We start from the raw sequence: 20736 nt of genomic DNA on the forward strand, positions 1-20736 counted from the left end.
CGTACAAGTTACGTTGGCATCGCCTGTCTGTGCCCATACATAAACCGTACGGGTCTGCGTAAGTATATCACCCGGGAATAACTGGATGCCTAAACCGCCTGTAGCAGTGCGGTAAACCGCCCCGGTAATTGGCTCAAGTGTATAGCTGCTACACTCTGTTACATCTGCTATTTCAGGAGCTGTAGGCTGTGGGAATACGGTAACAGTAAAGCTGTCTTCGTCTGTACAGGTGTTAGGAGCCGATCCGTTTACAGCATACACATATATAGTTTGCGTAGTTGTAATAGCAGTACCTTCTGCAAGTACAGTTCCTGTTCCGCCGGGACCGGTATAATAACTACCTTCTGTAAGAGCAGGAAGGATATATGAACTATCACTACAAATATATGCATCGGCAGGGGCTGTAACTTCAGGTTGTGGTGTAACCACAATCATAAAGCTGGTAGTACCATAACAGTCTTCGTCAGCATTATTGGTAACACGCACGTAAACCATACCTCCCGGTGTAGTATAAATACTTGGGTTGTTAATCTCATTCTCATTAGCATCAGCATCAGCCGAAGTAGTATAATAAGTAACCGTAAAATCATTCGGGTCAGAAAGCGCAAGCGCCGGACCATCCTGTACGGTAAGGTCAAATGTTTCTACGTTGTTATGGTCTATATCACAGGCGTAAAAATTAGAAAGCGCCGGTGGCTGCGGTGCAGGGTTTGCATGCAGTACAAAACTTCTCCTTATTTTACATCCTGTTTCATAATCTTCAATAACAGCCCATATCTCCTGCCCGTCTACACCTTGATATGAAGCGGGAGGATATATAAAAGGGAAACCTTCAATAGCATCGGCTTCACTTTCAAAATATGTAATAGGGAATAAACTGGCATCCTGCCCGTTTAATATAATTGCATCGTTTTGGGTAAGGTCAAAAGTATAAGGTGGTGCCCCTACACCACATATGGTAATATCCTCAGGGTCTGAAGTAGGAAATTCACCAGGACCCGAAACAACAACACTGTCAGTAATAGCACTGGAGCCACAAGCAGGGTTTGTAATGCTTACCGAATATGTCCCCGGCTCACTAATGGTTAAAGAAGTGCCGTTAGCATTCGGTATAGGCGTAGGGCCATTGTACCACTGTATAGTAGTAAGGTTACCATTATACGTGCCCTGCGGGGTGAATACCGCAGTTAAGTTAGCCGTAGTATCGGGACAAAGGATAAAATCCTCACCTATTGTAAGCGGACAAAGGATAGCACAGGTAGTAGAACCTGCGCCGTTTTGGCCTGAATTGGTCTGGGTAAGGCTTATCTGCCCGGCACTACCGTTAAAGTTGGTTATAAGTACTACATAGTACATACCCGACTGGGCGTTAGGTATATTAATCTGCTCAGTAGCCGAACCCGAATAACTACAATCTACCTCTGTAGTTGAGTTAAGGTTAGTAGGGCCGAAAACAGGTGGCGGACCAACAAACGGACCCCAGCAGATAAAATCCACGTCTATAGGGTTACCATTTGTACTTACCTGGTTAAGGTTAAACACAAGGTTACCAGACACATCTATCTGCATGTAAAACCACGATGGGTTTGGCTGAGTAAATAAACAACCGTAGTTCTGGGCATCGGTTGGGTCAATAGCAGTGCCGGTAGCACTGGGAAATGTGAGTGTGGTACCTCCCGCACAAAACGGATCCATTTCCGAAGCATCACTTCCCTGGCCAAAAACATTAAATGTCAGCAGGCTAAGAAAGCATAATAAGTAGTATTTATTCATTTTCAGAGAATGATTTTTGAAACGCGAAAATTACAATAAAATGAACTTTACACAACATAAAATTCACATTTTTTATGTTAACATTTCAAATAACGTATACCCTACCCGATTTTGTGAAAAAATTCTTTTTTAACACTTTTTCATTGAAATTAAACTATACATGCAGCATTCGCCAAATTTTAAAAAAATACATAAAGAAGTGTCAGCAGCAAAAAACAGCTGTTACAAGGGTGTTTCAACAAGGCATTTAAACAGTAGGTTAACAATAAAAGTTTTCTAACTATCTTTGCACACTATTTATATACGCTAATACACTTTGTAATGACTCATAACGACGATTTTCGCGACGACCTTGGCGAGAACCATATAGCAACCAGCGCAGAAACCCCTATAAGGGAAGATGCCTTTCAACTATCTGACGAAGAAAAGATTGCACTGATAAAAAAAGACGTAGAAAGCATACTGAACACCCTGGGTATGGACCTTACAGACGACAGCCTGAAGGGTACGCCAAACCGCGTGGCAAAAATGTTTGTAAAAGAGATTTTCGGCGGGCTTAACCCGAATAAAAAACCGGGCTCTTCTACGTTTGAAAACAAATACAAATACGGCGAAATGCTGGTAGAAAAAAACATCACTGTATATTCTACCTGCGAACACCACCTTTTACCTATTGTGGGGCGTGCACATGTTGCTTATATTAGCAACGGCTCTGTAATAGGCCTTAGCAAAATGAACCGTATTGTAGATTTCTACGCCAAGCGTCCGCAGGTGCAGGAGCGCCTTACCATGCAGATAGTACAGGAAATGCAGCGCGTACTGGGCACGCAAGACGTAGCCTGCGTGATTGATGCCAAGCACCTGTGTGTAAATTCACGCGGTATACGCGATATTGAAAGCAGTACCGTAACCAGCGAATTTGGCGGTAAATTTAAAGACGAACATGTACGCAGGGAATTCCTGGATTACATAAAACTTGACACCCAGTTTTAAAAAAACTTAAATCATAAATATGCAGCTTTACCTTAACCAGCAACTAAAGATATACAACTCGCTTTCGGGCGATAAAGAGGTGTTTGCCCCTATTACAGAGGGAAATGTAGGCATGTATGTGTGCGGCCCCACTGTATACAGCAACGTGCACCTGGGCAACTGCCGCACCTTTATATCTTTTGACCTGGTGAACCGTTACCTGAAGCATCTTGGGTACAAGGTAAGGTATGTGCGTAATATTACCGACGTAGGCCACATAGAAGATGATGCCGACGAAGGTGAAGATAAAATTGCAAAAAAAGCAAGGCTGGAAAAGCTGGAGCCAATGGAAATTGTACAGCAGTATTCGGTAGATTTTCACCAGATACTTGAGTTGTTCAATAACATGCCGCCCAGCATAGAGCCTACCGCTACCGGACATATTATAGAACAGATAGAAACCATTAAGGAGATTATAGCCAATGGTTTTGCTTACGAAAGCAATGGTTCGGTGTATTTTGATGTGGTGAAGTTTAACGAAAGTCATAATTATGGCAAGCTTAGCGGACGCAACCTGGACGACATGCTGGCCAACAGCCGTGAACTTGCCGGACAGGACGAGAAGCGTAATTCTGCTGACTTCGCGCTGTGGAAACGTGCAGAGCCGGAACATATAATGCGCTGGCCTTCGCCATGGGGCGACGGTTTCCCGGGGTGGCACCTGGAATGTACTGCTATGAGCACCAAGTACCTTGGCAACCATTTTGACATTCATGGCGGTGGTATGGACCTTAAGTTCCCGCACCACGAATGTGAAATTGCACAAAATGAAGCCGCAACAGGCCACAGCCCGGTAAACTACTGGATGCATGCCAACATGCTTACGCTTAACGGCAAAAAGATGTCGAAATCTACCGGAAACAACATACTGCCGCGTGAGATATTTACCGGTAATAACCCGTTCCTGAGCAAGGCATTTTCGCCATCGGTGGCACGTTTCTTTATGCTGCAGGCGCACTACCGCAGTGTACTTGATTTTAGCGACGAGGCCATCACCGCATCCGAAAAAGGCTACAACAAGTTGATGGAAGCATTTGCCACACTGGAAGAAATAACCCCGGCTACAACTTCTACCCTTGATATAGCTGTATGGAAACAGCAGTGCTACGACGCCATGAACGACGACTTTAACAGCCCTATACTGATAGCACACCTGTTTGAAGCCGTAAAATATGCCAACCTGCTCAAAGAAAATAAAGAAACACTGACGCAAGCCGACCTTGACTGCCTGAAAAAGACACTGAGCAGCTTTACGTTTGATGTGCTTGGCCTTAAAGACGAAAAAGGACAGGACGGCAGCAACGACAAGCTGGAAGGCGTGGTAAACATGCTGATAGAGATGCGTAAGGAAGCCCGTGCCAATAAAAACTTTGCCCTTAGTGACGAAATACGCAACAAGCTGGCAAGCTTAGGCATAGAGCTCAAGGATACCCGCGAGGGCACTACCTTCAGCGTAAACTAAACCGGGCATGAAGGCAGGGCAGCTACTCACATTACCGTTCGTGTTCCTGATACGGGTATACCAAACGGTGCTTTCTCCCCTGCTGCCATCGGCATGCCGCTATACCCCTACCTGCTCACAATACACCATTGAAGCCCTGAAAACACACGGGCTGTTTTACGGCGGATGGCTGGGTATAAAACGTATAGTAAGCTGTAATCCCTGGGGCGGGCGTGGCTACGACCCTGTGCCCGAAAAAAAATGCGCGCATAAACATTAATTAACAGTTTTTACTGTAACAAATCTTACTTTTACAGGACAAACAGTTTAAAACTAAAAACACAATACAGATATACATGATACACAGCCTTAGCATTACATGGAACAGCGCCGAAGGTGTAGATATTGGGCCATTAAAACTGCGTTTTTACAGCTTAATGTTCATAGTAGCCTTTGTACTGGGCTGGTACATCATGAAAAAGATATACGACCGCGAAGGAGAATCAACCGATAAGCTGGACAAGCTGTTTATCTATACCGTAGTGGCCACGCTACTGGGTGCAAGGCTTGGGCAAGTATTTTTCTACGACTGGGATTATTTCAGGGATCATCCGGCAGAAATACTGCTTCCGTTTAAATTTGGAGGCCCGAACGGTACTGAGTTTACAGGCTTTGCAGGCCTTGCCAGTCACGGTGCCGCTATAGCCATTATACTTTCGTGTATTTGGTACAGCAAAAAAATAATCCACAGGCCGGTGCTTTGGGTACTGGACCGTGTAGTAATACCCGTAACCAGCGGCGGTATATTTGTAAGGCTTGGTAACTTTTTCAATAGTGAAATTTTGGGTGACCCTACCTCACCTACCCTGGCTACCGCGGTACGTTTTATACGTGGCGAAGATGACCTGAGGGCCGGAAAAGCAATGGAAATTACCGGTGCTAAAACACCCGATGAAGCCTACACACTTATAGCACACGACCCGCGCTTTGCCGATACGCTTGCCAAAATACCGTTTCGTCATCCGGCGCAGTTGTATGAAGCATTTTTATACATATTTGTATTTGCCCTGTTGTTCTACATGTACTGGAAAACACCTGCACGTAAGTACAGGGGGCTTCTTTTCGGCGTATTCATGGTACTGCTTTGGACAGTGCGCTTTGTGGTAGAATTTGTAAAACAGAGCCAGGGTGGCTTTGAGGGCGAAAACCCTATACTTTCTACAGGGCAGTGGCTCAGCATACCGTTTATACTGGTAGGTATCTACCTTATCTTTACCGCAAAAAACAGGACTGAAACCTTATAATATAAACCGCCCGAGTGGCGGTTTCTTTTTAGGCATTGTTATTGCATACTTTTTGGCAGCAGGCAGCGTTGTATATGCACTTGCAAAAGCTGAAAATTTAGATGATTTTGTGTAATTTTGTTCAAATTTCTATTACTTTGAAGAAAGCCTTTCTTGTTACTATACTACTCGCCTTGTGGTGCCTGCCGGGTTATGCCCAGCCGAAACCTGTACAGAAAAGCAAGGTTATCATAGAAAATGCCGATTATACCGACCGCAACCAAACCGAGATACCCGGTGCAGTGGTGCTTACCGGCCACGTAAGGCTGAAGCACGAAGGTGTAACTATACTATCTAACAAAGCCTATTACTTTGAAGCCGAAAACTACGCCAAGCTGTTTGGCGATGTGGTAATGAACCAGGGCGATACACTTTTCCTGAACAGTAAATATGCCGAATATAACGGGGAACGAAAGTTTGCCTTTGCCAGTGGCGATGTAAGCATGAAATCGCCCGATACACGTTTGGTTACCGATACCATTTACCTTGACCGAAACATCCAACAGGCATACTACCGTACTCCCGGTACCATAACCAGTGGCGAAAACGTGCTGAAAAGCAAGTCGGGGCGTTACTACATCCCTCAGAAGAAATACCAGTTCACCACTGCTGTAACGCTTACCAACCCGAAATATGTAATGAAGTCGAACCACCTGGATTATTACAGCAGTCCGGGCCATGCGTATGTGTTCGGCCCATCGACCATAACCGGGAAGGATAACTTCATCTATACCGAAAAAGGCTTTTACGACACTAAGAAAGACCGGGCCAAGTTGCTCACCAATTCCTATATAACCTACGGTACCCAGCTCATTAAGGGCGACAGTATTTATTACGACCGTAAGCGCGAGTTTTCATCGGTAACCAATAACGTTAGGGTACGCGATTCCGTAAACAATTATGTAATACGGGGCCACTATGGCGAGGTGTATAAAAACAAAGACTCACTGTTTGTAACCAAACATGCAGAAGCCGTTACCCTTGTAGAAAAAGATTCGGTATATATGCATGCCAAGCGTATGCTGGTAACCGGTAAGGAAGGCGCCCGAATAATACGCGGCTTTAACGATGCCCGTTTCTACAAAATAGATATGAGCGGCAAGTGCGATTCTATACATTCAGACGAGGCAAAGGGGCTTACACAGCTTATAAAGCGTCCGGTGGTATGGAACGGCGACAGCCAGGTTACGGGTGATATTATCCACCTTATATCTGACAATAAAACCGAGCAACTCGACAGTATTAAGGTGCTAAACAATGCCTTTATAGTACAGCTCGATACCGTATGGAGCTTTGCCCACCGCGACAAGCCCCGGTATAACCAGGTAAAGGGTGTAAACCTCTACGGACGTTTTTGCGACAACAAGCTCTACGAAATAGACCTGGTTAAGAACACCGAGAAAATCTACTATATGTACGATAGTGATAACTCGCTCATTGGTATAGATAAAGGCGTAAGCAGTAAAATACACTTGGAAATTGAAGACAACCAGATTGTTTCGGTTACCTCTATAATAAAACCCGACAGCGAGAGTTACCCTGAAGACCAGTTCCCTGAAAACGCCCGTAAGTTGCGTGGTTTCGAATGGCGGGGCGATGAACGGATACGGACAAAAGATGACATTTTCCCCGAGGAGGAAAAGAAGCTCCACGAAGAAATACTGAAGAAAACCGGAAAGCTGAAACAAAAGGAAGACAAGCCTCTGGAACCCCTTAAAGAAACCCTGAACTGGGATAAGGAGCATCCTAAACCGAAACCTGAAGGCACAGAACCGGCAACACCTGCTACTACAGCCCCGGCAAAAACTCCGGCTCCGGCAGCTAAAACCCCACCGGTAAAAGCCCCGGTTAATAAAGACAAAAAAGCAAAATCTTAATAGCACAGCATAACGATGCTCAACGATTTTTATAAATACCAGACGCAGACTACGCAGCACCCGCTTGGCCTCGCCATTTCGCACGCCAAAGGGAGCTATATATATGATGTGGACAACAAGCCCTACCTCGACTTTGTGGCGGGGGTATCGGCAGCGAGCCTGGGGCACCAGCACCCGAGGGTAACACAGGCCATTAAGGACCAGCTGGACAAGTACTCGCATGTTATGGTGTATGGCGAATATGCCCAGCACCCGGCTGTGGAGTTTTGCAGGCTATTGGCACAGCACCTGCCTGAAAAACTAAACAACACCTACCTGCTGAACAGCGGTACCGAAGCTACCGAAGGCGCACTGAAACTGGCACGCCGCGTTACAGGCCGCAGCCAGCTGATATCGTGCTTTAATGCCTACCACGGCAATACCATGGGCTCTATGAGCGTTATGGGTTTTGAAGAGCGTAAGCAGGTCTTCCGCCCACTGATACCCGATGTGGATTTTATTACCTATAATAATGAGGCCGACCTTGAGAAGATAACCACCAGGACAGCCGGAATTATACTGGAAACCATACAGGGCGGTGCCGGTTTTGTGGAACCTTATAATGATTTCCTTAAAAAAGTACGCCAACGTTGCGACGAAGTGGGCGCACTGATGATACTGGACGAAATACAGCCGGGCTTTGGCCGTACAGGCAAATTGTTCGGATTCCAGAACTACGATGTGGTACCCGATGTTATTGTGATGGGCAAAGGCATGGGTGGTGGTATGCCTGTTGGGGCTTTTACCGCATCATCTGAAATGATGGATTTACTAAGCCACGATCCCAAATTGGGTCACATAACAACCTTTGGGGGGCACCCGGTAATAGCTGCTGCCTGCCTTGCAACACTACAGGAAATCGTAGAGACTGACATTATGGCACAGGCATTGGAAAAAGAAAAATTATTCCGTAGCCTGCTGGTGCACCCACTGATTACTGAAGTGCGTGGCCAAGGCCTGATGCTCGCTGCCATGACCGAAAACGATGATATTACTAATAAAGTGATACTTCGATGCCACGACAGGGGCCTTATTTTGTTCTGGCTGCTATTTGAAGGAAAAGCCATACGCATTACTCCTCCCCTTACAATTTCGGATGATGAAATTCGCGAAGGGGTTGGCATTATTCTTGAAGTAATGGATGAAGTGATGCAAGAGTTGGATAACGGCCAATAATCGGTTGGCAATTAAATTATTCAACATTTTGTTAATTAATTTGTTTAAAAGATATTTAAAGAATTTCTGATTAGGGTGAAGATTTTGTAACTTTAAGAAGGATATTTAAACCGTAGGAGTATGAATTTGAGCCACGAGGAAGAAGATCGCAGTTTATCCTTATCAAAGTTCGAATCGATGTTGAAGACCAACAAAGTATTCTTCTTTGACTCTGAAGAGTTTGAGGACATTATCCTCCACTATCTCGACAGCGGAAAAATAAATTTAGCTAAGAAGGCCTTAAAATTAGGTCTGGAACAACATCCCAGGTCAACAGGCTTAAAATTAGTACAAGTAGAGATTTTAGTTTTTGACGATAAACTGGAGCAGGCCGAACGTTTACTTAACGAACTTTATGCCATAGAGCCTACTAACGAGGAAATCTATATCCAGAAAGCCAACATTTACAGCAAACGCGACCAGCATGATAAGGCTGTTGAATACCTGAAGATAGCCTTGCAATATACCGACGATTATGCCGATGTATATTCGCTGCTGGGCATGGAATACCTGTTTATGGACAACCTGGAACTGGCACGGGAAAACTTTATCAAGTGCCTTGAGGAAGACCTTGAAGACCATTCGGCACTATATAATGTAGTGTACTGTTTTGACTTTTTGGACCAAAACCTTGAAGCCATTGATTTCCTGAACAGTTTTATAGACAAGCAGCCGTATAGTGAGGTAGCCTGGCACCAACTTGGCCGCCAGTACTATGCCATTAAAAAATATGAAGATGCCCTTAGGGCTTTTGAATATGCCACGCTTATAGACGAGGTATTTCTGGGTGCTTTCCTTGAAAAGGCCAAGACCCTTGAAAAACTGAAGCGCTATGAAGAAGCCATAGAATGCTATAACACTACTATGGAGCTTGATGACCCTACGTCATTTGCACTGCTGCGTGTAGGCAAGTGTTACGAAAGGCTTGGCAACAAGGAAAAGGCGCTAAAGTATTACCTGAAAACGGTACACGAAGACCCGCTTCTGGACAAGGCATGGATAGCCATAACCGACTTTTACATCCGCCAGAAGAATTACCAGAAGGCGCTGTATTACGTAAACAAGGCCATTGGTATAGACAATGAAAACAAGGTATACTGGAAACGCTATGCTACCATAAACACAGCCCTTAAATTTTATGAGGAAGCTGAAGAAGGTTATCGTAAAGCTGTGGAATTTGGTGATTATCATCTTGATACCTGGTTGTTTTGGATAGATACGCTACACAGCCTTGGCGAAAACGACAGTGCCATAGAAACGCTGAACCAGGCCGCAGAGTACCATGCTGACGAGTATGAAATAGAATACCGTCTTGCCGGGTTGTACCTGCAGCAGAGCCAGACCGATAAAGGTATTTACCACCTTAACAACGGCCTGAAACTGAACTACCGCCACCACACCCTGCTGGAAGAATATTTCCCTGATGTGTTTTACTTACCGGTAGTACAGGAAGAAATGAAAAAGTACCGTAAACACTAAGTACACAAATAATTAGTATATTTACCCTGCCCTTTAAGGCAGGGTTTTTATTTGTCATGAAATATTTGTTAGCCATAGTATTATTCATCAGTTATTCTTGTTTTGCACAGCAAAGCAAGAAAAATGTGCTTCCTATGCAGCCAATAATATGCTATGCAACGCCACCAACCGACTGCCCATACCCTGTTCGCGATCTTAGCGCACCCGATGCTATATACTACCCTGCTGAAGTAAAAACTATGGCTGTAAGTAAGGGTGGCATAAAGCGCTTTATGGATTTTATGAAAACAAATATGAATGCCCAAAACTTAGGATTACCGAAAGGGAAATACAGGGTATTTTATTCTTTTATTATAGAAAAAGATGGAAGCTTAAGTTCTGTAAAAATCATAAAAACTCCACACAAAGCCTTAGGTGAGATGATAACCAGAGCAATAGCAAAAGCACCTAAATGGACTCCGGCAACAAATAAAAAGGATGAGCCTGTACGGTTATTATATTCACTACCCTATAGTTTTGAAGTAAAGTAGTAGGTGTTTTTTTGTGATATTAGTATCGTGTTATTCCTATAGCAATGTATACCAACATTAAGTTTACAAATAAATTTTATATTTACCCTGCCCTACTGAGCAGGTCTTATTATGAGGTATCTTATAGTCATATTATTTATCAGCTTTTCATGTTCTGGGCAGGATATAAAAAAAGAAACCGGCACACCCCCTGTTTGTGAATTTTCTGATTTGGCTGCCGCACCATATCAACAGGATCCGGATGGTGTATATAATCCTGCCGGGTTGCTTTTTAAGCCTGAATATCCATATGGTTATCTCCAGTTAATATATTATGTTAAGAAAAACTTTAATTACAGTAATCTTACTGACCCAAGCGCGTTTATCAAGCCACAGCGTGTATATGTAAGCTTTATAATAGAAAAAGACGGTTCATTAAGCAACCATAAATTACTACGCGATACCGGTTTGGGTATTGGCCCCGAAGTAGAACGTGTCCTAAAATTAAATACTGTAAAATGGGAACCCGGAAAACTAAGCGAAACAGTTCCTGTAAGAAGCAGCTTCTATATAGGCATAACTATAAATCCTGAAAAAAAACAGATTTCCGCTATTGATCCCAATGGCAGTAATAAGAATGAAAATAAGCCTTTAAATGCCGGAGAGCTTGAGAAAATGCCTGAATACCCGGGCGGAATAGCAAAATTTGTCAAAAAGGTAAAATCTAAAATTAATTATGACAACCTCCCTGAAAAATATGCACAAAATAGCGTAAGTATACATTGTTCTTTCGTTATAGAAAAAGATGGTGCATTAACAAACATCACCTTTGATAATCGTTATAGCATTCTGCCAACGAACATAATTAGTAAAATTGAAAGTGAAATAGAAAATGCCATTAAATCAGTTAAAAACAAATGGATTGCAGGAGAACAAAATGGCTTGCCGGTAAGGGCGGCTTATACTATCCTGATTACAACTGGCAGAAAAAAGTAAGCTTTGACCATTACTTAAGGAATAACTACCCTACAGGCTACAACACAAATATTGTTAGTATATAAAAGACAGTACATGCAAAATGAAAAAATACCCGAAACCTTAATTTAACAAATAAGTTTTATATTTACCCTGCCCTACTAAGCAGGGTTTATTTTTTAAACAGTTTCATAATCGTGAAAGAAAGAATCTTTGGCCTTGTGGGCCGTAACATCAGCTACTCCTTCTCTGCCGGATACTTTAAAAAGAAGTTTGAAAAGCTAAAGCTTGAAAGCGTTAACTACCGCAATTTTGATATTGACGAAATTGATGAATTACCTCACATTATTAAAAACACCAAGGGGCTAAAAGGGCTTAACGTTACCATTCCGTATAAGGAGGAAGTGCTGCCGTTACTGGATAAACTTTCTAAAAATGCTAAGATTATAGGTGCGGTTAATACCGTTGCCATATCTAAAAAAGGAAAGCTTAAAGGCTACAATACCGATTACTTCGGGTTTAAAAAATCACTGAAGCCGTTACTTAAAAAACACCATGAAAAAGCCCTGATACTGGGTACCGGCGGTGCTGCAAAGGCTGTCGCGTTTGCATTGCGCAAGCTGAAGATAGAATACGACTTTGTATCACGCAGCGGTAATGAGGAGCTATTTGGCTATGCCGACCTTACGAAAGATATTTTCGGCGAATACCACATTATCATTAATACCACACCTGTAGGAACTTTCCCGAATGTGGATGAATGCCCTGAACTGGACTATTCGCTGTTCACCAAGAAGCATATTGCGTATGATTTGGTCTACAACCCCGAGGAAACAAAGTTCCTGCGCCTTGCCAAAGAAAACGGTGCCAAAACCATTAACGGGTACAAAATGCTTGTATATCAGGCAGAACGCGCCTGGAAAATATGGAACCGTTAAACCACTTTAACCATTTTGTAAATATTGTTATAAAATTGGTTCATTATTCAGAAAAATTATCTGTATAAGATGTTTTTCTTTGAATTTTAAAGAGTCTTTAGTATCTTTCGGCAATAAAGCTAACCCCTTAAGCATTAAAAAAATGTTAGAAGAAAAGAATGACAACCTGCATGATGCAGATGGAACCCCGATTACAGGCGCCGGAGATACTTTTGAAAACGGCTACATTCCTGAAAATAAAGCTCTAAGTAATGAGGAACTTCCGGAAGATGCGGAAGACCTTAAAGAGCAACTTCACGAAACCGAAGGACAGCTTCCTTTTGCCCCTGCCGAAGTAACAGGAGCAGAACCGGAAGAAACAACTGAACCTGAAGCAGAAGCACCTGCGGAAACTACCGAGCCTGAACCGGCTGAAGTTACCGAGCCGGCTGCTGAAGCAGAAGAAGTTGCCACTGAAGTTACCGAGACAACTGAAGTAACTGAAGCTACTGAGGAACCTGTAAGCGCGGAAGCGGAACATCATGAAGAGGACCATGCTGAGGAGGTGCCTGATTACAGCGGGCTTTCTATGGAGCAGCTTACTGCCGAACTGGAAAAGCTTACATCAGGCGAAAGCGCTTTGTCTGTAAAAAACCGTGTGGAGGAAATCCGTCGCGAGTTTTACAACAAGTACAATCATTTTATAGAAGAAAAAAGGGAAGAGTATACCAACGATAATGGTGGTGATGCTTCAGGATTTGAATACCATTTCCCGCTAAAAAATACGTTTGACAGCCTTTATAATAAGTACAGGGATCAGAAAAATGCCCACTTTAAAAAGGTACAGAACGACCAGAAAGCCAACCTTGACAACAGGCTTGCCATTATAGAAGAACTTAAGGTATTGGCAGACAACGGCAGTAACCTGAAAGATTCTATAAAGCAGGTTAATGAGCTTAGGGAGCGCTGGAAAAATGCTGGCCCCATACCAAGGGATAAGTACAACCACGTATTTAATAACTTCCATTTCCACATAGAGCGTTTTTATGACCAGCTACACCTGGACCGTGAGGCGCGCGACCTTGACTTTAAGCACAACCTGGACCAGAAGCTTAAAATTATAGCACGTGCTGAGGAACTGGCTAATGATACCGACGTAAGCAAGGCGTTCCGTGAGTTGCAGGCACTGCACAAAATATGGAAAGAGGAAATAGGCCCGGTATCGCGTGAGCACCGTGAAGAAATATGGAACCGCTTTAGCGAACTTACCAAACAGATACACGAAAAACGCGAAGCCCTTGTAAGCCGCATCCGCGAAACGGAAAACGAAAACCTGAAACGCAAACAGGAAATTATAGCCGGTATTGAGGCGGTTGCTGCCGAAAAGGTAACAGCACACAATGCATGGCAGGGTCTTATAGACCGCGTTGAGGCACTTAGGGAAGAATTCTTTAAGGCCGGTAAGGTGCCACAAGAGGTTAATGAGGAAGTTTGGGCCGCATTTAAAGATGCCGTAAGGAACTTTAACGGCGTGAAGAACTCTTTCTATAAAGACATTAAGAAAGACCAGCAGACCAACCTGAACCGTAAACTGGCACTGGTAGAAAAAGCAAATGAGCTGAAAGAAAGCGAAGACTTTGCTACTACTACTGCGGTAATGAAACAGATTCAGGAGGAATGGAAAACCATTGGCCATGTTCCGCGTAAATACAGCGATGCTGTGTGGAAAGACTTTAAGGCCGCTTGTAACCATTATTTCGATAGGCTGCATGCACACCGCAATGAGGCTAACAAAGATGAACTGGACGCCTTTGAAAAGAAAAAGGAATACCTGGAAAACCTTAAAACCTTTGAGCTTACCGGTAGCCACAAGGAAGACCTTGATGCTATAAAACAGCACATAGAAAACTGGAAAACGCTGGGCCGTGTACCGCAGGCACGCAGGCACATTGAGGGCAAATTCAACAAGATACTTGATGCTTTGTTTGACAAGCTGAGCCTGAGCAAGAAAGAAAGCGAAATGGTTCGTTTCAGCAACAGGCTGGAACAGCTCTCTGAAGGTGACAACAACACCCGCAGGCTGGAAAACGAGCAGATTTTCATTATGCGCAAGATTGAGGAAGTACAGTCTGAAATCTTCCAGCTGGAAAACAACATACAGTTTATAAGTAATGCCAAGGCCGATAACCCTTTTGTAAAAGAAGTTTACAAGAGCATAGAACGCCATAAGGAAGAGCTTAAAACTTGGAAAGACAAGCTGAAACAAATACGCACCCTTACTTCTCAACAGCAGCAGCAAGGAGAGCAAGAATAAAAAAATAACCCCGCTATGGCGGGGTTATTTTTTTTTAAGATATATTAGGAAATCATGTTTTTAGCCAACTGGTAGAGGGATACTGTAATAGCAGCAATAACATTAGCCACTATATAAAATATAAAGCCAACAGCCATATAGGGCAACCCGCACCTTACTTCATCTTCCCCGTATTCCGGGTAGAAAAAGTTTGGGAACACGAATATGTTAGCCAATACAATTACCAGCAAAGCGATATGTTTACCAAAGGGTATTTTCTTCAGGTCGAAGCCAACACACAACAGCAGCAATAGCAGTACTTCGGCAATTATAATGGTCAGCGGTGTCAAGATTATTTATGGTCAAATGTTACAGGTACTTTTACTGATGTGATTTGCGGTTCCTTAACCGACTTTTTCTCATAACGGGGCGTTACGGTATAGTCGGTGTATTTCTCGTCCTTGTATTTAATATGTTCAATTATAGTCGAAATTTTTACATTGACATCTATGGGTTGTACAAGGTTGTCATTGGCCAGCGCCATATAATAAGTCCCTTGCAGCATTTTCGCATCAATAAAGCGCTTATAAGCCGCTATGCCTTTACCATTATCAAAAGGCTTGCACTCCTTCCCTTCCATAAACAGCTTTTTATTAGCTTCGTTTGTCAGGGCATATTCCACATCCTCGCCGTTTACAGGCAGCACCAGGTTGGTCACCGCACCGGCAGCCACACCGCCCAGCGGCGATGTAAAATACGTAGTAGCCGTTTGCACCGCGCCTACAATCATTTTACGGTTCTGCTTCCAGAACTCATTACTCTCCTCGCCTACACCTACCCAGTACGCCCAGGCAACCACTTTTTTAGTCTCGTCTTTGGAAACAGTATTTTCAGGCAACGTAAAGGCAACAAACGAACGCGTATCGCCCAGGTTAGTAGCCTTAGCCCCTACACGCTGGCTTTTGTCCAGTATCATTTCTTCATAACGGGTTTCCGATGCTATGGTACGGTGGGTTTTCTGCACACGTACCGAATCATAGCCGGTTAGCACCTCTTTTGTAACCGAAGTCCAAACCGTGTCCTGCGTTGTAGCCCATTTTATGGCCGTATTAAAATTGCGGGTATCACTACCGGCGGGTATACGGGTTATGGTAACGTTACAGGTACGTTTGCCGCGCGCGGTATTATTAAACCTAAATACATAAACCGATTTATCTATTACGGTAAATTCTTTTTTTTCTTCCTTGATGTTTTGGCCTTTGTATTTCAGCACATCGGGGTATTGCAACACGCTCACTTCCGCCAATGAAGCGCCATCAGCCTTTAGCGTAAGGATAACACGGTCGCCGGCAGCAAAGCCGTACATCACCTCTTCAGTTTTATTTCCCTCAAGCTTTATCTGGAGTTCTGCTACTGTAATCTTTTGCCCGTAACAAAGGCTGCCCACAAAAAGGCATAGTACTAATAACTTTTTCATCTATAATTACAGCTTTTTAGCTTCGTTCCAAAATACATCCATCTCCGCAAGGGTCATATCGGCAAGCGATTTACCCATTTCGGCAGCCTTGCCTTCAAGATATGTAAAACGCTTTATAAATTTTTTGTTGGTGCGTTCTAAGGCATCCTCAGGGTTTATTTTCAAAAACCGTGCATAATTTATCAGCGAGAATAAAACATCACCAAATTCGCCTTCTATTTTATCCTGGTCGCCATGTACAACTTCCTCATGGAATTCGGCAATCTCCTCCTGCACCTTTTCCCAAACCTGTCCCGGTTCTTCCCAATCGAAACCTACACCACGTGCCTTATCCTGTATGCGGCTTGCCTTAACCAATGCAGGCAGGCTCTTTGGCACACCTTCCAGCACCGATTTTTTGCCTTCTTTCAGCTTCAGCTTTTCCCAGTTTTGTTTTACTTGTTCTTCATCTTCCACTACCACATCACCATAAATATGCGGGTGGCGGTGTATCAGCTTATCGCAAATACTGTTAGCCACATCAGCAATGTCGAAATCACCGGTTTCACTGCCTATTTTAGCGTAGAAAACAATGTGCAGCAGTATATCGCCCAACTCCTTTTTTATCTCCTGAAGGTCATTGTCCAGGATAGCATCGCCCAGCTCATAGGTCTCTTCTATGGTAAGGTGGCGAAGGCTTTGCAGAGTCTGCTTTTTATCCCATGGGCATTTTTCGCGCAGGTCATCCATAATGTCGAGCAGGCGATTAAAAGCGTCAAGTTGTTGCTGGCGTGTATTCATGGCTGAAAATTTGGTGTAAAAATAAAAAAATCCTGCTGCATTTTACCGCAACAGGACTTTTGTATAAACTAAGATTGTAAATTATTCTTATTCTTCAGCTTTAACTTCCTCAGCCGTAGCTTCAGTTGTCTCAGTAGCTTCAGCAGCAGGTGCATCTTTGCTTACAAGGCCTTTAGCCTGTAGCATGTTGTACCAGTTAAGTATCTTTTTAATGTCTGAAGCATATACCCTGTCTTCATCAAACTCAGGAAGTGCTTCCCTGAAGTAAGTTTCAAGCTTGGCATTATCCTCTTTGTGAGAAAGTGCCGGGCCGTTATCCTCTTTCTCGGCAATGCTGCGGAATACCTCGCTAAGGCGGATTTCGCCGTCATAGGTATATACCGATATTTCCGAAAGCAGGCTTACGTTACTCCTAAGGCCCACCGTTACTTTTTTTCCGTCTATAAGTGATTCTGCCACAAAACCGGTACGGGTTTGCAGTTTCAGTTCATAAAGCCCCGGTTTACCCGAAATGGCCAATATTTTTTCTATACTCATTATGCAGTGTTTTTCTCAGTCTTAAAAATTTAAGGGACGCAAATATCTAATGTTTGCCCTTAAAAACAAAAATTATCTGCCTTTTTTGGCAATAAATTTCATTTTATAATCAGGCCTTGTTTTGCCCTCCATAATGTTCTGGAGCTTTTTATTTATTAAACGCTTTTTTAGCGGAGATAGTCTGTCCGTAAATAAAATTCCTTCAATATGGTCGTACTCATGCTGTATAACCCTGGCTATCAAACCATCGTAAACATCAGTATGCTTATTAAAATCCTCATCGTAATATTCTATGGTTATCCTTTCGTGGCGGTATACATCCTCGCGCACTTCGGGTATACTAAGGCAGCCTTCATTAAAGCCCCACTCCTCACCGTCTTCCTTAACGATAACCGGATTAATAAGCGCCTTTTTAAAGGTAGAAAGCTGTTGTTGTTCCTCTTTGCTCAGGTCTTCGTCTTCGCCGAAAGGGGTAGTATCAATAACAAAAAGCCTTATAGCAAGGCCTATTTGCGGTGCGGCAAGCCCTACGCCGTGTGCATTGTACATGGTTTCGAACATATCGGCTATAAGCTGCTTCAGGTTCGGGTAATCCTGTGGGATGTTTTCGCCCTTTTTGCGCAATACCGGGTCGCCGTAAGCTATAATAGGTAGTACCATAATCGTGTGTGTTAAAACCGTGCCTGCGCACAGCCTCGTTAAGCCGCAAAAATAGGAAATAATTACAATATTACCGAAGTTACTGCAAATGCTAAATTTTTGTGAGAATTCACGGCAATAATACCCCGTCGAATTTTGCATTGCGTACCTTTGCCCCCACACCGATATGATACAACGCGTACGCCTTTTTACCGAAAACGCCAATTTTACCCGGGCATTTATTGTTACGGCAGCAGCGGTATTACCGGTACTTATATTAAAACAATTTGACCTTTTTGAAGCGGGTTTTACCATAGCACTCGGGGCATTCCTCACCTACCCGTCTGATATCCCGAGCAACTGGCAGCAGCGGGTTAAAGGGCTTTTTACGGCAGCCGTAATCATATCGGGCAGCACGCTTATGGTAAACCTGCTGCACCCGTTACCGTGGCTTTTTTACCCAATAATCACGGCGCTTATCTTTTTCCTGTCCATGATTTCGGTATACGGACAAAGGGCTACAATGGTGTCGTTTTCGGGCTTGCTGGCCATTGCATTAGGCACCGGGCATATACAGACCGGTACCGAAGTTTTTATCTATGCAGGCGAAGTATTTGCCGGTTCGCTTTTCTACATAGTACTATCGCTTGCTTTTAATTACCTGAATCCGCACCGTTATAGCGAATTACAGATAGCCGACTGTCTGAAGTTTACCGCCAAGTACATGAAGCTTCGCGGCGACCTTTGGGATGCTAATGCCGACAGGGAGACCATTATCAGCAAGCAGCTGCACCTGCAGGTAGACATAAACACCACCCACGACAACCTGCGTGAAATATTGATACGCAGCCACGGCACTGCCGGTACTAACAGCAAAAACCGCCGTATGCTGATGGTTTTCATTTCGCTGATGGAAATTTTAGAGTTGGGGCTTTCTACCCCGTTTGACCACAGTAAGATGTTCGAGAAGTTTGGCAAAAGCTCTAAAGTGCTTTACATATACCAGAAACTGGCGTATGATATGGGTGCCACATTGAAGAAACTTGGCAAAAACCTGGAAAACCATAAGCAGTATGTACCCAAGCACAACCTGACACAAAACCTGGAAGCGCTGGAAAAAGCCATAGCCGAATACGAAGCTTCCGCAGGCAAGGAAGGTGATGCCGAAGGGCTATGGATGTTGCTGAACGTGCTGCACTACGCCGAAAAGCAGATTGAAAAAATAAAATTCATAGAACGGGTATTTGTACAAAACCTTTCTTTTAAGGAAATGCCTGAACACCGCAGGCGTGATTTGGAAAAATTCCTCACACCTGAAAATTACCTGCTGGGCACACTTAAAGAAAACCTTACATTCAGTAGTACTATTTTCAGGCACTCACTGCGGCTTACGCTCACCATAGCCATAGGGTTTATTATAGGCAACATCTTCCCGTTCCAGAATATTTACTGGATATTGCTTACCATAGTGGTAATTATGCGCCCCGGTTACGGCCTTACCAAACAGCGTTCGTACCAGCGTATAGCGGGCACAGTGGCAGGTGGTGTAGTGGCGTTTGCCCTACTGCATTTTATCCATAATCCGGAAATCATCGGTACGCTGTCCATCATCTGTATGCTGCTGGGCTTTACGTTTACGGCGATTAACTATAGTGTAGGAGCTACTTTTGTAACCATTTATGTAATACTATTGTATTCGCTGCTTACGCCAAATATAAACGACGTAATACAATACCGTTTTATAGATACTGCCGTGGGTGCAGTACTGGCGTTTATAGCCAATTATTTCTTTTGGCCTTCGTGGGAGTTTATAACCCTGCCGAAATATATTAAGAGCGCTATTGAAGCCAACCGCGATTACCTTACCGAAATATCACGCTACTACAACAACAAAGGCGAAGTGACCACAGGTTATCGCCTGGCGCGTAAAAATGCATTCGTTGCGCTTGGTAACCTGATGCAAAGCTACCAGCGTATGGCACAGGAGCCTAAAAGCAAACAAAAACAGCAGCAACAGGTATATAAAATTGCCGTGCTGAACCATACCATGCTGTCATCTTTGGCGTCTATGGGTACGTATATACAATCGCACCACACCACTTCGGCAAGTGAGGCTTTTAATACCGTGGTGGCTACCGTTATAAAAAACCTGGAGCATGCCATAGCCCTAATGGATATGGAAGACCGTGCCGAAGCAGCCCTGCTGCAAGACAATGAGGAACTGGCCATGCGTTTTACTGAGCTTAAAAACATACGCGCACGCGAACTGAAGGAACTCGAACTTACCGACGAGCAGGAATTCCGGCTACGTATGGAAGAAGCCCAACTGGTTATAGAGCAGTTGGTTTGGCTGAACAGCCTTAGCGAGCGTATTGTAAAAGCCGTTAAAAAGCTGGAAACGGTGAAATAG

The 20736-nt window shown here is 43.7% G+C and carries 17 protein-coding genes and 1 pseudogene; 12 read left to right on the forward strand and 6 right to left on the reverse strand.

The features are described 5' to 3' along the window. Window positions 1-1773: pseudogene (locus ACZIX4_RS18365) on the reverse strand (hypothetical protein); the annotation flags it as partial. A gap of 321 nt (window positions 1774-2094) precedes the next feature. Here ACZIX4_RS18365 and folE point away from each other — a divergent pair. From folE to ACZIX4_RS18420, 11 genes are all read left to right on the forward strand, one after another. Beyond that, window positions 2095-2766, forward strand: a complete 672-nt coding sequence (folE, locus tag ACZIX4_RS18370; protein WP_463337109.1) for a GTP cyclohydrolase I FolE — start codon at window positions 2095-2097, stop codon at window positions 2764-2766. A 19-nt stretch (window positions 2767-2785) separates the two neighbouring features. Continuing rightward, window positions 2786-4267: a cysteine--tRNA ligase gene (gene cysS, locus ACZIX4_RS18375; protein ID WP_463337110.1), complete on the forward strand. Its 1482-nt coding sequence runs from the start codon at window positions 2786-2788 to the stop codon at window positions 4265-4267. A gap of 7 nt (window positions 4268-4274) precedes the next feature. After that, window positions 4275-4526, forward strand: a complete 252-nt coding sequence (gene yidD, locus ACZIX4_RS18380; RefSeq protein WP_463337111.1) for a membrane protein insertion efficiency factor YidD — start codon at window positions 4275-4277, stop codon at window positions 4524-4526. A gap of 76 nt (window positions 4527-4602) precedes the next feature. Beyond that, window positions 4603-5550 (forward strand): prolipoprotein diacylglyceryl transferase, encoded by a 948-nt coding sequence (gene lgt, locus ACZIX4_RS18385; RefSeq protein ID WP_463337112.1) that lies wholly within the window; start codon window positions 4603-4605, stop codon window positions 5548-5550. Window positions 5551-5687: 137 nt separating this feature from the next. Then, window positions 5688-7466, forward strand: a complete 1779-nt coding sequence (locus ACZIX4_RS18390) for an OstA-like protein (protein WP_463337113.1) — start codon at window positions 5688-5690, stop codon at window positions 7464-7466. Window positions 7467-7481: 15 nt separating this feature from the next. Continuing rightward, window positions 7482-8681 carry an aspartate aminotransferase family protein gene (locus tag ACZIX4_RS18395; protein ID WP_463337114.1) on the forward strand — a complete coding sequence of 400 codons (1200 nt, stop codon included), beginning with the start codon at window positions 7482-7484 and terminating at the stop codon, window positions 8679-8681. A gap of 120 nt (window positions 8682-8801) precedes the next feature. Continuing rightward, a complete protein-coding gene (locus tag ACZIX4_RS18400) occupies window positions 8802-10199 on the forward strand; it encodes a tetratricopeptide repeat protein (protein WP_463337115.1) in 1398 nt (465 codons plus the stop codon). A 56-nt stretch (window positions 10200-10255) separates the two neighbouring features. Next, window positions 10256-10729 carry an energy transducer TonB gene (locus ACZIX4_RS18405; RefSeq protein WP_463337116.1) on the forward strand — a complete coding sequence of 158 codons (474 nt, stop codon included), beginning with the start codon at window positions 10256-10258 and terminating at the stop codon, window positions 10727-10729. A 111-nt stretch (window positions 10730-10840) separates the two neighbouring features. Next, window positions 10841-11704 (forward strand): energy transducer TonB, encoded by an 864-nt coding sequence (locus ACZIX4_RS18410; protein ID WP_463337117.1) that lies wholly within the window; start codon window positions 10841-10843, stop codon window positions 11702-11704. Window positions 11705-11880: 176 nt separating this feature from the next. Beyond that, complete coding sequence (locus ACZIX4_RS18415; RefSeq protein ID WP_463337118.1) at window positions 11881-12621, forward strand: shikimate dehydrogenase family protein; 741 nt, start codon at window positions 11881-11883, stop codon at window positions 12619-12621. Between the two features lie 142 nt (window positions 12622-12763). Then, a complete protein-coding gene (locus ACZIX4_RS18420) occupies window positions 12764-14914 on the forward strand; it encodes a DUF349 domain-containing protein (RefSeq protein ID WP_463337119.1) in 2151 nt (716 codons plus the stop codon). A 44-nt stretch (window positions 14915-14958) separates the two neighbouring features. Here the strand turns inward: ACZIX4_RS18420 and ACZIX4_RS18425 are convergent, their stop codons facing one another. The 5 genes from ACZIX4_RS18425 to def all read right to left on the reverse strand — a co-directional run bounded on the left by ACZIX4_RS18425 (window position 14959) and on the right by def (window position 18347). Then, window positions 14959-15243, reverse strand: coding sequence for a hypothetical protein (locus ACZIX4_RS18425; RefSeq protein ID WP_463337120.1), 285 nt, complete (start codon window positions 15241-15243; stop codon window positions 14959-14961). 2 nt (window positions 15244-15245) lie between these two features. Continuing rightward, the gene (locus tag ACZIX4_RS18430; protein ID WP_463337121.1) at window positions 15246-16370 is read right to left on the reverse strand and encodes a hypothetical protein; all 1125 of its coding nucleotides are present in this window, start codon (window positions 16368-16370) and stop codon (window positions 15246-15248) included. A gap of 6 nt (window positions 16371-16376) precedes the next feature. Continuing rightward, entirely contained in the window at window positions 16377-17150 is a 774-nt protein-coding gene (mazG, locus tag ACZIX4_RS18435; protein ID WP_463337122.1) for a nucleoside triphosphate pyrophosphohydrolase, read from the reverse strand. 87 nt (window positions 17151-17237) lie between these two features. Next, window positions 17238-17687 carry a DUF5606 family protein gene (locus ACZIX4_RS18440; protein WP_463337123.1) on the reverse strand — a complete coding sequence of 150 codons (450 nt, stop codon included), beginning with the start codon at window positions 17685-17687 and terminating at the stop codon, window positions 17238-17240. Between the two features lie 72 nt (window positions 17688-17759). Further along, complete coding sequence (def, locus tag ACZIX4_RS18445) at window positions 17760-18347, reverse strand: peptide deformylase (RefSeq protein ID WP_463337124.1); 588 nt, start codon at window positions 18345-18347, stop codon at window positions 17760-17762. Window positions 18348-18513: 166 nt separating this feature from the next. Here def and ACZIX4_RS18450 point away from each other — a divergent pair, with 166 nt between their 5' ends. Further along, window positions 18514-20736, forward strand: coding sequence for an FUSC family protein (locus tag ACZIX4_RS18450; RefSeq protein ID WP_463337125.1), 2223 nt, complete (start codon window positions 18514-18516; stop codon window positions 20734-20736).

It is taken from the genome of Flavobacterium niveum (assembly GCF_055231775.1).